Origin of the sequence: Herbidospora sakaeratensis, assembly GCF_001570525.1 — a bacterium.
Taxonomy (GTDB): domain Bacteria; phylum Actinomycetota; class Actinomycetes; order Streptosporangiales; family Streptosporangiaceae; genus Herbidospora; species Herbidospora sakaeratensis.
Genome location: NZ_BBXC01000008.1, coordinates 15,477 through 29,450 on the forward strand (window position 1 = coordinate 15,477; position 13,974 = coordinate 29,450).

Here is a 13,974-nt window from a genome sequence, read left to right on the forward strand (position 1 = left end):
ACCCGCCCGACGGCCGCCGGGTCTCAGTGGTCCTGGCTCAGGTCGACGGTGAAGGTCCGCCACTCCGACTGCGACATGAACGGGCCGGCGTTCGCGCGGACCCGCCAGCGCAGCCGCCAGCCGTCCTGCAGCAGTCCGGCGGGCACGGTGACCTGCGTCTGCGCGCCCGAGGCGGTGTCGTCGAGACCGGCGCCGTACCAGATGAGCCCGGTCCCCTGGGCCGGCGCGTCCGGGTCGTGCTCGACCTCGACGGCCACGTGCAGCGGGTCGAGGAACGGGTGGCTCGCGGTGGCGGCGAACGTCGGGGTGAGGCTCGTGGCCACCGTCACGCCGCCGGACTCGTGGGACGGGGTCAGCTCCGCCCCGGTGATCTCGGGGACGACGCTGGACAGGGTGGCGGACTGCCACGGCGACCAGTCGGAGGCCGTGCCGGCCGTCACGTTGTGGGCGCGGACCCGCAGGCGGATGCGCCAGCCGTCCTGGAGGAGCCCCGCGGGGACCTGGACCGTCGGCTTGGGGGCGGGCTGGCTCGAGGTGGCGGTCCAGATCAGGCCGGTGCCCTGGTCGGGCGCGGCGGGGTCGTGCTCGATCTGGAACTCGCCGGCCAGCTGTCCGCCGGCCGGGTCGCGCACCGTCGTGTAGACCCTGGGCGTCGTGGAGGCCAGCCAGAGGTGGTCGCCGTCCTGGTGGCTCTGTGTGACGTACACCCCACGCGTGGACGGCGCCGAGGGGACCTCCATGGTGACCGAGAGAAGGGGGACGTCGTCGTTCTCCCTGGAGGAGAGGTACCAGACGCCGTCGTCGGTCGACTCGTCGGGAGACTGGAGCACCAGGCCGTGGTTCTCCGCGCCGGCCGCCCAGTCGTGGACGAGATCCGTGACCGGCCACTCCGTCTGCCCGGCCGAGACCCCGCAGGGGAGGTCGGCGAGGGCGGTCACCGCGTCGTCCGGGGTGGAGGCGGGCGTGTTGCCCCAGTGCAGGAAGTCGGCGGCCCAGGGTTCGACGACCCGGCGCACCTCGATCCCTTCCCTGGCCACCTGCCGGCAGGTCGGCGTCTTGGCGACGGCGATCCGCAACGCGGCCGACCGGATCACGCCCTGCGGCAGCGAGGACAGGTCGAACCGCAGATAGGCCCGGTGGTCGACGGCCGCGCCCCCGCCGACGAGGAGGAACTGCGAGTCGGGCCGGGCAGGCGAGTCGTGATCGTGGCCGGTGGATACGTGCACGTCGTCGACCGGCAGGAGGGTCTTCACGACGACGAGAGCCGGGGTGCCGGCCGCCGCCGGGGCCGGGGCGACGGCCGGCGCGGCCACCGCCAGGGCGGCCACGAGCAGGGAGAGTGCCCTCCTCCGCAGGAGGGATGGCGCAGACATCATCGAGCTCCTTGGGACGCGGAGATGATCTTTGGCATCGCGCAAGGAACGTAACAAAATCCCCGAATTATCGAAATATTGACATTTCGGAGAGTAAATGACGAAGGCCCGACAAACCCCGTCTATTAATCAGGCCTTCGCAGGAGCGCGGGCGACGATCGACAGTACGACCCCGACCACCATCAGCGCCACGTTCGCCCAGATCTCGTAACCGTCGAGAAACGCCGTGCGTTCGACGACGAGACGATTGAAATGGTCGAACAGGCGGAGCGGAATGGTCGGTTCGCCGGCGATGATCTGGTTGAGCACTCCGGTGAGGCCCTCCAGAACGGCGATGACGCCGATCAGCGCCAGTAATTTCCGCATGTTATGAATCCTCCAGCCGGGTGGCCGCCACCATCACGACGATCCCGAGCACGGCGAGAATGAGGTTCGCGAAGATCTCGTAGCCCTGCAGCGCGTCGATGCGCTCGACGACGAAACGGTTGAAGGCATTCAGCACCAGGCCGAAGAAAGGCTGGACGGCGATCTGGTCGATCGTCCCGCTGATGCCCTCGAGGACCATTAAGAATCCCAGCCCCTGCAGCAATTTACGCATGCCATCAGCCTAACGAGGAGAACCTCGGCGCGTATCGCCCATCGGGCTGACATCACCCGACGGAAGTCGTGCCATCAAGGCGGCGGATCGGCCGAAAGTTGGCGGGGCCAGGCCACCACAGCACCCCGCCATGCGGTATGGCCTGGGCGTTCGTGACTCCGGCTCATACTTTGGTCGCACCGCGCCGCGGGGAGGCCGACTTCCGTCGGACGGCCCGATCCCCTCGGCCGATGAATTCGAAGGGCCGCGGCTCCTAGCGTGAAACAAAGGCGGCCAGCGTGTCCGCCTCATTTAATTATCCGCCGGAACGCAGCCAGGAGAACAGGTGAAGAACAGGACAGCTGTGCTCGCCGAGAACACGACCGGTCCGGTCGCCGCTCGCGCCGAAGTCATATCGAAGCGATACGACACCGGCCACGTGTCGGTCACCGCTCTCGACAGCGTTTCGGTGAACATCCAGGCGGGCCAGTTCAGTGGAATCATGGGGCCGTCGGGGTCGGGCAAATCCACCCTCATGCACTGCATGGCCGGGCTCGACACCGTCGATTCCGGGCGGGTTTTCATTGGCGAAGACGACATCACCGATATGTCGGACAAGGAGCTGACGCGCGTCCGCAGGGACCGGATCGGCTTCATCTTCCAGTCGTTCAACCTGCTGCCGACGCTGACGGCCATGGAGAACATCCTGCTGCCGATGCGGCTGGCCGGCCGCATCCCCGACCAGGACTGGCTCGACGCCGTCATCGAGATCACCGGCCTGGGCGAACGCCTCGACCACCGGCCCAACCAGCTCTCCGGCGGGCAGCAGCAGCGGGTGGCGTGCGCGCGGGCGCTCGCGGCCAAGCCGCAGGTGATCTTCGCCGACGAGCCGACCGGCAACCTCGACTCGCGGTCGGGGGCCGAGGTGCTGACGTTCCTGCGCGACTCGGTGCGGCAGACCGGCCAGAGCATCGTCATGGTCACCCACGACCCGACGGCGGCGGCCTACACCGACCACGTGATCTTCCTGGCCGACGGCCGGGTCGTCGACCGCATGGACGACCCGACGGCCGGCCGGGTGCTGGAGCGGATGGCGGAGTTCGAGCCGGCCGCCAAGCGCGCGGAGGGACGGGCCTGATGCTGGCGAAACTCGCCCTGCGCAACCTGATGGCGAACCGCATCAGGCTCGCGCTCTCGGTGCTCGCCGTCATGCTCGGCGTGTCGTTCGTCGCCGGGACGATGATCTTCCGCGACACCGCCACCCGCAGCCTCGACCCCATCTTCTCGGCCCGCACCGAGAGCTCGACCGTGATCGTGCGGGCCCGGCAGGCCGTCACGGGCGAGGGCGCACCCGACGTGACCGTGCCCGAGTCGGTGCTGGCCGGCCTGCGCACGAAGGTCCCGGGGGCGCAGGAGTTCAAGGGCTACTTCGACGGCTACGCGGTGGTCGTCCGGGCCGACGGCCGGATCGTCGGCGAGGACCGGACCGGGCACATCGGCGCGGCCTACCTCCAGCGGCCGGGCACCGACGGCCTGAAGCTGCTGTCGGGCCGGGAGCCGTCGGGGCCCGACGACGTCGTGGTCGAGGAGCGCACCGCCGCAGAGGGCAACCTGAAGACCGGCGACTCCGTCGAGATCGTGACCAAGCGCACGACCAAACGCATGCGGGTGAGCGGGGTGTTCCGGCCGGTCAACGACCAGCTCGGACGGGCCGCCACCTACGTGGCCTTCGCCCCCGCGACCGCGCAGGAGTTGCTGACCGGGCCGGGCGCCTACTCGGCCGTCTTCGTGCGGCCCCGCGCGGAGGTCTCCCAGGCGCAGTTGCTCCAGCAGGTCGCGGCCGTGCTGCCCGCCGGCTACGAGGCCAAGACGGGGGCCGACGAGACCCAGGAGGTCAAGGGCCAGCTCGACTCCGTCTTCTCGCTGATCAGCCGGTTCCTGCTGGCGTTCGCCGGGGTGGCGGTGTTCGTCGGCTCCTTCATGATCTTCAACACGTTCACGATCCTGGTCGTGCAGCGCATCCGCGAACTGGCGCTGCTGCGCGCGGTCGGCGCCGCGCGGTCGCAGGTGACCCGGATGGTCCTGGGCGAGGCGCTCGGCATCGGGTTCGTCGGCTCGACGCTCGGCGTGCTGGCCGGGGTGGGCCTGTCGTACGTGCTCCGGCTGGGGTTCGAGCAGTTCGCCGGCGGGGCGCAGGTGCCGCTGCGGACCCCGGTGATCACCCCGGCGACGGTGGCGTGGTCGTACGCGGTCGGCATGGTCGTCACCGTGCTGGCCGCCTACCTGCCGACCCGCCGGGCGGCGAAGATCCCGCCGGTGGCGGCGCTGCGCCACGACGTGACGCTGACCCGCCGGTCGACCCGGTTCCGCCTCGTCGCGGGCACGGTCGTCGCGCTGATCGGGGTGCTCGCGATGGGCGGCGGCGTGGCCTCGGGCGAGGCCGACGCGGCGGTCCTGGTCGTGGGCGGCGGGGTGCTGGTGCTGATCGCGCTGACCATGCTCAGCCCGTTCCTGAGCCGGCCGGTCATCGCGGTGCTCGGCTGGCCGGTCGCCCGGCTCGGCGGCACGGTGGGCGAGCTGAGCAAGGAGAACGCCCGCCGCGACCCCCGCCGCACCTCCGCGACGGCGGCGGCGATGATGATCGGGCTCACCCTCGTCACGGTCTCGACCGTGGTGGCCGGGTCGCTGAGCGCCTCGGCCGACGCGAGGGTCAATGGGCAGTTCGCGGCCGACCTGTCGCTGGAGGCGCGCGGCCTCACCGGGTTCGGCCAGGAGACGGTCGACGCGGTGGCGGCGGTGCCCGGCGTGAGTTCGGTGACGCCGGTGCGCACCGGCGCGATGAAGATCGGGGGTGAGCAGGCGTCCGTCCTGGTCGCCGACGCGGCGGCGCTGGCCAAGCCGGCCAGCCTGACCCTGGAGTCGGGTGTGCTCCCCGGCCCGGCCGATCTGCTCGTGCAGTCGTCGCTGGCCGCCGAACGGGGCTGGCGGGCCGGTCAGAACGTCGAGGCGCAGTTCCCCGACCGCTCCACGGCACAGCTGAAGATCGCGGGGGTGTACGCCGACAACGAGGTCGCCGGGCTGCCGATCATCGTCGGCACCGCCGCCTACCGGGCCCACGCCGACGCGGGCCTGATCCAGCGGGCGTTCGTCGACCTCGACGACGGCTCCGCCGGCCAGGCGCGGCAGGCCGTGCTCACCGCGCTGCGAGCGCACCCCACGGTGACCGCCAAGGACCGCGAGACGCTGCGGGCCGACGCCCGCCAGGAGATCGACCAGGTGCTCAACCTGATCGTGGTGCTGCTGGTGTTGTCGATCCTGATCGCCGCGCTGGGCATCGTGAACACGCTGAGCCTGTCGGTGATGGAGCGCTCGCGCGAGATCGGGCTGCTGCGGGCGGTCGGCATGGGCCGGGGCCAGGTGCGCGGGATGATCGGCTACGAGTCGGTCGTCGTGTCGCTCTTCGGCGCGGTGCTCGGGCTGCTGCTCGGCGTGGCCATCGGGTGGGCGCTGCAGCGGGTGATGGCCGGCGACGGCATGGAGGTGCTCGACCTGCCGTACGACCGGCTCGGGCTCTACCTGCTGAGCGCGGTGCTGATCGGCATCGCGGCGGCCGTCTGGCCGGCCCGGCGCGCGGCCGGGATGAACGTCCTGCGGGCCATCCACGAGCAGTGAGAGAAGGCTCCGGTCGCGGCGGTGCGCCGCGACCGGAGCCTTCGTCTGTCCGCTAGGCGCCCGCGCTCTCCAGTTCGGGCACGACGGCCCCGTCGCTGGTGATCTCCCGGGCGTAGGTCTCCAGCGCCAGCACCATCCAGTTGGCCAGGTCGCAGTTCTGCTCGCGCGCCGCGCGTTCCCAGCGCTCCAGCTGCTCCTGGCTCGGGTTGAGCTGGACCTTGACGCTCGTCCCCGAGGCGTCGTCGGGCGCCTGACCGTTCTTCAGCATCGCGGCCTGCCGGATCTCCTTGCGCAGGCGGTTCCTCGACCAGGCCTGCTCCTCGGCGCGCTGGAGCCAGGCGTCCTGGTCGGCGGGGGTCAGGGCGGCCACCTCGGCGTGGTGGGCGAAGCTCAGTTTGTCCCGGCGGCGGGACAGTCCGAACCTCCGGGCGACCCAGGCGTAGTTGCGCAGCGTCTGGTAGTCGAGGGAGGTGCGTTCGATGGCGGCCCGGTAGCGGTCGCCGTACTGTTTCTCGCCGTACACCAGCCAGTCACCCAGCCACCATGCCGAGGAATCGGCGATGAGGGAGAGTTGCCGGCCGATGCCTTCCCAGTTGGAGAGCGGGATATGGGTCGGGAACTGGAGGCCGGTCCGCCGCGGAATCACCGCGCGGTCGAGCCCCAGGCCGTGGGCGGGGCCGCCGCCCGCCTGGGGAATCCGCCGGTCACGGCCGGGGACGGGTTTCTTTCTTGGCAGTGGGATTTCACTCATCGTTGCCCTTTCATCAAGGGTACGAGCCAGGGCAGCTCGAATGATGGGGAGGTCGGCGCCGATAACGAGGGTGCTCAGTCGGCGCCGCTGTCAGGTACCAAGAACGTGGGACGCACACGCCCGGAAGAGACTCTCATTCCCGAACGCCCTGGAGCGGCCCGGATCGTCGGCTTGTGTGCCCGACGGATGGGGCGACTCCTATAATGGGTTGTTTGTACAACATTCGATGGCCCCCAGAGACTTTTGTCGCTGTCGAGACCAGTGTGACTCTATAATTTCTAGAACTATGAGTAAAGGCATCCGGGATGTACCCCCACATCCGCCCGCCCGCCCCCCGGGCGGCGTCCGCCTCTGAGATCCCATGCAGCTGAGCATCGATCCCGCGAGCGGGATCCCCCTGTTCGACCAGATCGCCGATGGTCTGCGCCGCGCGCTGGCCGAAGGAACGTTGCAAGTCGGCGAACATCTGCCGCCCGCCAAGGATCTGGCCGCCGCCCTGCGGGTCAACCTGCACACCGTGCTGCGGGCGTACGCCCAACTGCGCGACGAGGGGCTCGCGGAGGTCCGCCGCGGACGCGGGACGGTGATCATCTCGGCCGGGACGCCCGGGATGGACCGCCGTCTCAACCAGGCCGCGGTGAGACTCGCCGTCGAGGCCCGGCGACTGGGCGTCTCCGAAGACGACCTGACAACACTCGTGTTACGCGCCTTTCGGCAGAACACCGGTTGTGACAGCATTTCCGACTGAACGTTTTAACGTGAGACATCATTTCATCCAGGGATGAAAACACTGGGGGACGCAGAAAGTAATACGGGGGTCGCTGTGCGCATTCGAGTCGCACTCGAGCGAATATTCACGCGTTTCATTCTCGTGGTGGCCGTCCTGCCCGCCGCCATGCTCGTCCTTGTCGTCTGGGCTTTATGGGCGCTGGAGCACCGGCTGCCCGGCGTCGTCGCGGTGCACTTCGTCGACGGCCGTCCGGTGCAGCCCACGCCGCTCTGGCCGATGATCGGCGACGTCGCCGTCACCACCATCGAGATCGGCTCCACCCTCGCGCTGCTGGCCTACCTGCGGCCGCCCGGCTCGATCGGGCAGCGCATCCTGGCCGGCGGCGTGGTGGCGCTGACGGCGGTGCTCATGTGCGGGGTGGTGGTGTGCCCGCTGGCGGCCAACCTCGACGTCGCCGACTGGCGCCTGGCCAGGCCGATGACCGGCGCCGAATACATCACGGTCGCCGTCGGCGCGACGGCCTTCGCGGTGGCGGCCGTCGCGGTCTACCCGCTGCTGCGGCGCTCCGGGCCGCCCGCCGAGCTGCCGCCCGACCCGATCCCCTCACGGATCGGCGCCTACCGGGGGCGCACGGCCTGGATCGGGCAGTCGCGCAATCCCGAGTTCGTGCGCAAGACGCTCGCGACCGCCGGGGTGCTGACCCTGCTGGCCCTGGTCAGCACCTACTGGCTGATGCTGCCCGCGCTGGCGACGCTGGCGACGCTGAACCTGTGGGGCGGCATCCTGCTGACCTTCGACGGCAAGAAGTTGTCGATCCGGGGCCGCGTCTGCCAGTGGGCGATCTGGCGCATCCCGCTCAGGCAGATCGAGACCGCCGAGGTGATCGAGGTCGACCCCGGCGACTGGGGCGGGTGGGGATGGCGCATCCGCAGCCTCAAACGGCACGCGGTGATCATCCGCAGGGGGCCGGCGCTGCTGGTGGCGCTGCGCGGCGGCGGCGAGCTCATCGTGACCGTCGACGACGCCGCCACCGGCGCGGAGCAGATCCGCAACGCGCTGAGGGGGAACGCCTGGCCCCAGCTGCCCCGGCGCTCCCTGTTCCCGCACAAGCGCGTCCGCGCTCAGGAGAGCGGCCGTCCTCCCGTGTAACGCACCAGGTAGACGGTCATGGCGGTGGTGATGATCGCGAGCAGCACCAGGATCGTGAACCCGAGCTGGTTGATCAGGCCGAACTGCAGGCCGATCGCGGCGATGACGAGCTCGGTGACCCCCCGGCAGTTCATCAGGACGCCGAGCTGGAGCGACTCGCGCCGGGGCAGCCCGGCCAGCAGCGCCGCGCCGCCCGCGCCGACCACCTTCGAGACCTGGGCCACGACGAGGATGCCCAGGGCCGCCATCCAGTACCACGGATGCGCGCCGATGAGCCCGATCGACGTCTTCAGCCCGACGCCCGCGAAGAACAGCGGCAGCAGGATCATCAGCGTGAACCCCTGGAGCTGCTCCCCCACCCGCCTGACCGCCTCCGACCCGCGCGGCACGGCCACGCCGAAGAGGAAGGCGCCGATCAGCGGATGCAGGTTGATCAGCTGGGTCAGCGCCGAGAACCCGGTCGCGCCCACCACCAGCACGATCGTCAGCACCCGCGCCGAATCGGTGCGCGCGGCCAGGGCGGCCAGCGCGGGCCGCACGCACAACACCGTGACGAGCAGCAGCGCCGCCGCCAGCCCGGCGGTCTCGGGCACCTGGCCGAAGCCGCCGGCGCTGCCCGCCGCCAGGATCAGCGTGAGCACCAGCCACGCCGCGCCGTCGCCGATGGCCGCCGACGACAGGGCCAGCACCCCCACGCGGGTCTGCTCGATCCCGAGGTCGACGAGGATGCGCGCCAGCACCGGGAGCGCCGTCACGGCCACGGCCAGGCCGAAGAACAGGTAGAACGCCCACTCCTCCCCGCGCGTGCCGGCCAGCATCGGGCCCGCCAGCAGCGCGACGCCCACGCCGCACAGGAACGGCAGGCCCATGCCGCCGACGACGGTGGCCCCGATGACGCGGGGCAGCTTCAGCCGGTCGGTGCGCAGCTCGCAGCCGAGCAGGAACATGAAGACCACCAGCCCGAGCTGCGCGGCCTTGTCGAGGGCGGCCAGCACGTCGGGCGGGAACAACCAGCCGACCGCCTGCGGCCACACGGCGCCGAGGACCGACGGCCCGAGCAGCAGGCCGCCCAGGATCTCCCCGAGCACGGGCGGCTGCCCGATCTTGCGCACCAGCTCGCCGCAGACGTGACTGGCCAGCAGGATCACGGCCACGGCGAGCAGGAACTTCGTGACGGCGTCGGCGCCGCCGAGGCCGGGCACCCACAACGCCACGGCGGCGCCGAGGATCAGCAGGCCGGCGGCCGCGCCGACCGCGGCCCGCCAGCCGGGGCTCAGCCCGGTCGGCTGGACGCTCGTCATGCCCGGCTCACCGGCGCCGCCGTCGCCCGCTCCACCGCCGCGAACCTCCCCATGCCGTACAGCAGGGGGTTGCCCTCGCCGCTCTCGATGTTGACCACCCGGCCGAAGACGACCACGTGGTCGCCGACGGCCACCGCGTCGCTGACCCGGCACTCGGCCACGGCCAGCGCGTCCTCGACCAGCCAGGGCAGGCCGGTCAGCGCCGTCCGTTTCCAGGTGACCCGGTCGAACCGGTCCTTCTCGGCGGAGGCGAACAACTCGGCGGTGCCCCGGGCGGCGGCGCCGAGCAGGTTCACCGTGAACGCCCCGCTGTCGCGCACCGCGCCGAGGGTGCCGCTGCGCACGTCCAGGCAGACCAGCAGCGTCGGCGGGTCGAGGCTGACGCTGCTGAGCGAGTTGCAGGTGAGGCCGTGCAGGCCGCCCGACCCGTCCACCGAGGCGACGACCGTCACCCCGGTGACGAACGAGCGCATGAAGCCGCGGAACTCCCCCGGCGTGGCCGGGGCGGCGGGGTCAGTCATTGATCTTCGCCAGGTATTCGTGACAACTGGGCAAGGCCGCGACCAGTTCGTCGGCCTCGGCCTTGATCCGGGCGAACTCGGCCCGCGCGTTCGCCGGGTCCATGTGCGCCAGCGCGGGGGGCGGCGTGCGCGGGATCCGGCCGAGGCCGAGGTTCATGGCGTTCCACGAGTAGCTCTCGAAGCCGTGGTAGCGCGCGTAGATGGTCTCCTCGTCCAGCAGGCGGGAGCCCGCCAGGTCGAGCTTGGCGCGCAGGCCCTCGGGCATGGCCCGGAGTTTGGCCTCCTTCCAGTACGGCGTGTCGTCGCGCTGGGCCGACTTGTAGTGCAGGACCAGGAACTCCTTGACCCCCTCGACGGCGTGCGCGACGCGGTCGTTGTAGGCGGCGATCGGCACCGGGTCCCAGCGCTCGTCGGGGAAGTAGCGCACGAGCTGCTCGATGCCGTGCTGGATGAAGAAGATGCCGGTCGACTCCAGCGGCTCCACGAACGCGCTCGACAGGCCGATGGCCACGCAGTTGTTGACCCACGAGTCGCGGTTGCGGCCGATGCGCATGCGGATGTGGTTGGCCTCCAGGTCGTCCCGCCCGGGGGCGACGGCCTGGCGCAGCTCGTGCTCGGCCTCCTCCGGGCTGATGAACCGGTCGGAGTAGACGTAGCCGTTGCCGTTGCGGCGGAACAGCGGGATCGTCCACATCCAGCCGGCGTTCATCGCCCGCGCCGTCGTGTACGGGTTCATGTCCGTCGCCTCGTCGCGCGGCACCCGCAGGGCGACGGCCCGGTTGTTGGGCAGCACGTCCTCGAACGACTCGAACTCCGTGCCGAGGGTCTGGTTGATCAGCAGGCCGCGGAAGCCGGTGCAGTCGACGAACAGGTCCCCGGCGACGTCGCCGTGCGCGGCGGTGCGGACGTGGGTGATCCAGCCGCGTTCGTCCTGGGCGACGTGCTGGACGTCGTCCACGACGTGGCGCACGCCGTTCTTGGTGGCCAGGCCGGCCAGGTACTCGGCGACCTTGTCGGCGTCGAAGTGGTAGGCGTAGGGGAACTGGGCCCGCTGCTCGTCGAGGGTGCTGCGGCCGAGGGAGCCGTCCAGCCCGGAGCTGAACAACGAGCCGTCGAGCAGCCGGGGCGAGCGCTTGGCCTCGCACAACGCGGTGGTGATGAAGCAGGAGCGGTCGAACGACTCGCTCCGGTCGCCCAGCGCCAGCCACCAGTCGGCGATCGAGAAGCCGTCGACCACGCGCAGCCGCTCGAAGGGGTGGTAGAAGTGCTCGCCGTTCCCGGCCCAGTTCTCGAAGCGGATGCCGAGCTTGTAGCCGCCCGCGCACTTGGGCAGCCAGTCGGCCTCGTCGAGCCCGAGGTAGTCGAAGAAGTGGCGCACGGTGCTGAACGTGGCCTCGCCCACGCCGATGCGTTTGACGCGCGGCGACTCCACCAGCGTGACGTCGAGCCGGTCGCCGAAGGCCGCCTTCAGGTAGCTGGCGGTCATCCAGCCGGCCGTGCCGCCACCCACGATCACCACAGATCGAATCACGATGAACTCCTCAGGCCAGTTCGAAGACGACGGAATCGGCGGGCACGTCGACGGGACGCGCGTTCAGGCACGTCCACCCGCTCTCCTCGAACACGCTCTCCCATTCGGAGAGGGTCGGGAGGTAGACGCCCATCAGGTCGTGGGCCGTCTCGAACGCCAGGGTGAAGACCGGCTTCTCGCGGTCGGGGATGCCGGTGGTCCGGGCCGTGTCGCCCAGCAGGAAACGGCGGACGTTGGGGAACGCCTCGCGCAGCCGGCGCAACGAGGTCACGCACTGCTCCCGGGGCCAGAAGTCGTGGCCCATCATGAAGCAGGTCAGCACCTCGACCTTCTCCAGGCGCTGGTCGGCGTCCATCTCCCGCACGTCGGCCTCGATGAACTCGAACCGCCCGCCGAACCCGTCGGCGGCCACGTTCGCCGCGGCGTCGCGCAGGGCGGCCGGGGCGATGTCGATCCCGACGCCGGTGACGTCGGGGTAGCGGGCCGCGATCTGGGCCAGCCGCCCCCCGCCGCCGCAGCCGAGGTCGGCGACGGTGCGGAAGGAGAAGTCGATGGCGTCCATCGCGTCCCAGAACGCCGGGTCGAACGCCTGGCGGTTGATGTCCTTGCAGGCGTGGCTGATCGCCACCGCGTCACGGCGGTAGAACGCGCCGGTGCGGTTCTCGTTGCGGACGATGCGCGGCATGTTGCCGAACAACTCGGCGCAGCCGATCGTCAGCCAGTGGAAGAACGCCTTGTCCCGGTAGACGCCCGGCAGGGCCGGGCCGGCGTGCGCGGTGTCGTCGCCGTCGCGCACCACGACGCCGGCCGAGGCGAGGGCGGCGAACATGCTCCGCGCCGACGGCAGGTGCAGGTCGTGCCGGGCACAGAAGGCCGGCACGTCGACGACGCCCTTGTCGTGCAGTTCGTCGAGCGCGCCCACCTCCCAGGCGGTGGCGATGGCGAAACCGGCGACGGTGGAGTTGAAGATGTCAGCTGATGTGGTGACTTGCGGGTTCATCGAGCCCTCCTCAGGGATTCACACCGTCCGCACGCTGGGCACATACAAGATCCACTGGCCGCCGGAGTCGGTGAACGCCTGCTCCTTGGCCATGATCTCGGCGGCGTGGTTCCACGCGAACAGCAGCGCGTAGTCGGGGTAGGAGCGGGAGAACTCCTCCGGCGGCACGACCGGGATGTGGGTGCCGGGGGTGAGCCGTCCCTGCTTGGCGGGGGTGGTGTCGCAGACGAACTCGACCAGGTCGGGGCCGATGCCGCAGAGGTTGGTGACGGTCGCGCTCTTGGCCGTGGCGCCGTAGGCCACGACGCGCTTGCCCTCCGCGCGCAGGCGGCGCAGCAGGGCCGTCAGGTCGTCGCGGATGCGCAGCACGTTCTCGCCGAAGCGGCGCAGCGTGTCGAGCTCGCCGAGCCGCCGCGCGTCCTCCTCGGCCAGCAGTTCGGCCACCGCGGGCGAGGGCCGGCGGGCGCCCGCGTGGGCCAGCGTGTAACGCACCTCGCCGCCGTGCACCGGCAGGCGCTCGACGTCCACCAGTTCGAGGCCGTGCCCGGCGGCCATGGCCTGGACCGAGCGCACGGTGAAGAAGAAGAAGTGCTCGTCGTAGATCTGGTCGAAGGAGGTCTGCTCGACGATGTCCGACAGGTAGGGGTCCTCGAAGACGAACACCCCGGTCGGCGCGAGCAGCGCCGCCACGCCCGACAGGACCGACCCGATGTAGGGGATGTGGCACAGCGTGTTGGCCGCGTAGACGACGTCGGCGGGCCCGTCGGCGGCGCGGATCTCCTTGGCCGTCGACTCCTCGAAGAACGACTTGCGGACCCGGATGCCCTTCGCGGCGGCCAGGTCGGCCACGCCGCCCGACGGCTCGACGCCCAGGTGGCGCACGCCCGCCTCCGCCAGCGCCTTGATCATGACGCCGTCGTTGCAGCCCACCTCCACGACGAACGGGTCGTCGCCGGCGAGCTCGGTGGTCAGCAGCCGTTTGGCCAGCTCCTCGAAGTGGCCGCGCATGTGGGCCGAGCCCGACGAGTGGTACGGGTACTCCTGGTGGAACATGCGCTCACGCGGCACCTCCTCCATGAGCTGCACCATCGTGCACGACTCGCACAGGCCGGTGGCGAGGCGGTAGAAGAACTCCTCCCCCAGGTCCGCGCCGGGCGGAAGAAATGCGTCCGACAACGGCTGACGACCGAAATCGAAAAACTCACGGACCGTCCCGCCGCACACACGGCATAACGATTGGTTTGACATACGAGCTCCTGATCGACCGGGTCCCAGAATCTCTCCGAGGCATTTTCAGCGCGCCCCCGGGATTTCCGCAAACAATTCTCTCCGCAGTGTCCCGCCAGCGGGACGGATGGCCGTCTCACCA

Annotated in this window: 13 protein-coding genes; 4 read left to right on the forward strand and 9 right to left on the reverse strand. The window is 70.6% G+C overall.

Annotated elements, in window-relative coordinates:
• Positions 1 to 23: 23 nt before the first annotated feature.
• From AW271_RS05985 to AW271_RS05995, 3 genes are all read right to left on the reverse strand, one after another.
• Complete coding sequence (locus AW271_RS05985; protein ID WP_169806289.1) at positions 24 to 1,373, reverse strand: DNRLRE domain-containing protein; 1,350 nt, start codon at positions 1,371 to 1,373, stop codon at positions 24 to 26.
• Between the two features lie 129 nt (positions 1,374 to 1,502).
• Positions 1,503 to 1,739, reverse strand: coding sequence for a hypothetical protein (locus AW271_RS05990; RefSeq protein ID WP_062333204.1), 237 nt, complete (start codon positions 1,737 to 1,739; stop codon positions 1,503 to 1,505).
• A gap of 1 nt (position 1,740) precedes the next feature.
• The gene (locus AW271_RS05995) at positions 1,741 to 1,971 is read right to left on the reverse strand and encodes a hypothetical protein (protein ID WP_062333207.1); all 231 of its coding nucleotides are present in this window, start codon (positions 1,969 to 1,971) and stop codon (positions 1,741 to 1,743) included.
• Between the two features lie 325 nt (positions 1,972 to 2,296).
• Between AW271_RS05995 and AW271_RS06000 the strand changes: the two genes are divergently transcribed.
• Positions 2,297 to 3,088: an ABC transporter ATP-binding protein gene (locus AW271_RS06000; RefSeq protein ID WP_062333210.1), complete on the forward strand. Its 792-nt coding sequence runs from the start codon at positions 2,297 to 2,299 to the stop codon at positions 3,086 to 3,088.
• The gene (locus AW271_RS06005) at positions 3,088 to 5,622 is read left to right on the forward strand and encodes an ABC transporter permease (RefSeq protein ID WP_218007987.1); all 2,535 of its coding nucleotides are present in this window, start codon (positions 3,088 to 3,090) and stop codon (positions 5,620 to 5,622) included. The genes AW271_RS06000 and AW271_RS06005 overlap by 1 nt, the downstream gene beginning before the upstream one ends.
• Positions 5,623 to 5,674: 52 nt before the next feature.
• Here AW271_RS06005 and AW271_RS06010 read toward each other — a convergent pair whose 3' ends face one another.
• Positions 5,675 to 6,373, reverse strand: coding sequence for an LmbU family transcriptional regulator (locus AW271_RS06010; protein WP_083976207.1), 699 nt, complete (start codon positions 6,371 to 6,373; stop codon positions 5,675 to 5,677).
• A 361-nt stretch (positions 6,374 to 6,734) separates the two neighbouring features.
• Here AW271_RS06010 and AW271_RS06015 point away from each other — a divergent pair, with 361 nt between their 5' ends.
• Both AW271_RS06015 and AW271_RS06020 read left to right on the forward strand, forming a co-directional pair.
• Positions 6,735 to 7,121: a GntR family transcriptional regulator gene (locus AW271_RS06015; RefSeq protein WP_062333213.1), complete on the forward strand. Its 387-nt coding sequence runs from the start codon at positions 6,735 to 6,737 to the stop codon at positions 7,119 to 7,121.
• Positions 7,122 to 7,247: 126 nt separating this feature from the next.
• Positions 7,248 to 8,252: a hypothetical protein gene (locus tag AW271_RS06020; protein ID WP_157553934.1), complete on the forward strand. Its 1,005-nt coding sequence runs from the start codon at positions 7,248 to 7,250 to the stop codon at positions 8,250 to 8,252.
• Here the strand turns inward: AW271_RS06020 and AW271_RS06025 are convergent.
• From AW271_RS06025 to AW271_RS06045, 5 genes are read right to left on the reverse strand one after another with little or no spacing between them, the layout of a single operon-like run.
• Positions 8,225 to 9,553 carry a cation:proton antiporter gene (locus tag AW271_RS06025; protein ID WP_062333219.1) on the reverse strand — a complete coding sequence of 443 codons (1,329 nt, stop codon included), beginning with the start codon at positions 9,551 to 9,553 and terminating at the stop codon, positions 8,225 to 8,227. The genes AW271_RS06020 and AW271_RS06025 overlap by 28 nt on opposite strands.
• The gene (locus AW271_RS06030) at positions 9,550 to 10,074 is read right to left on the reverse strand and encodes a flavin reductase family protein (protein ID WP_062333222.1); all 525 of its coding nucleotides are present in this window, start codon (positions 10,072 to 10,074) and stop codon (positions 9,550 to 9,552) included. Before AW271_RS06030 ends, AW271_RS06025 begins: the two co-directional genes overlap by 4 nt.
• Positions 10,067 to 11,605 carry a tryptophan halogenase family protein gene (locus AW271_RS06035; RefSeq protein WP_062333225.1) on the reverse strand — a complete coding sequence of 513 codons (1,539 nt, stop codon included), beginning with the start codon at positions 11,603 to 11,605 and terminating at the stop codon, positions 10,067 to 10,069. The genes AW271_RS06030 and AW271_RS06035 overlap by 8 nt, the downstream gene beginning before the upstream one ends.
• Before the next feature lie 10 nt (positions 11,606 to 11,615).
• Positions 11,616 to 12,605 carry an SAM-dependent methyltransferase gene (locus AW271_RS06040; RefSeq protein ID WP_062333229.1) on the reverse strand — a complete coding sequence of 330 codons (990 nt, stop codon included), beginning with the start codon at positions 12,603 to 12,605 and terminating at the stop codon, positions 11,616 to 11,618.
• A gap of 18 nt (positions 12,606 to 12,623) precedes the next feature.
• Positions 12,624 to 13,853 carry a class I SAM-dependent methyltransferase gene (locus AW271_RS06045; RefSeq protein WP_062333232.1) on the reverse strand — a complete coding sequence of 410 codons (1,230 nt, stop codon included), beginning with the start codon at positions 13,851 to 13,853 and terminating at the stop codon, positions 12,624 to 12,626.
• Between the last annotated feature and the right edge of the window lie 121 nt (positions 13,854 to 13,974).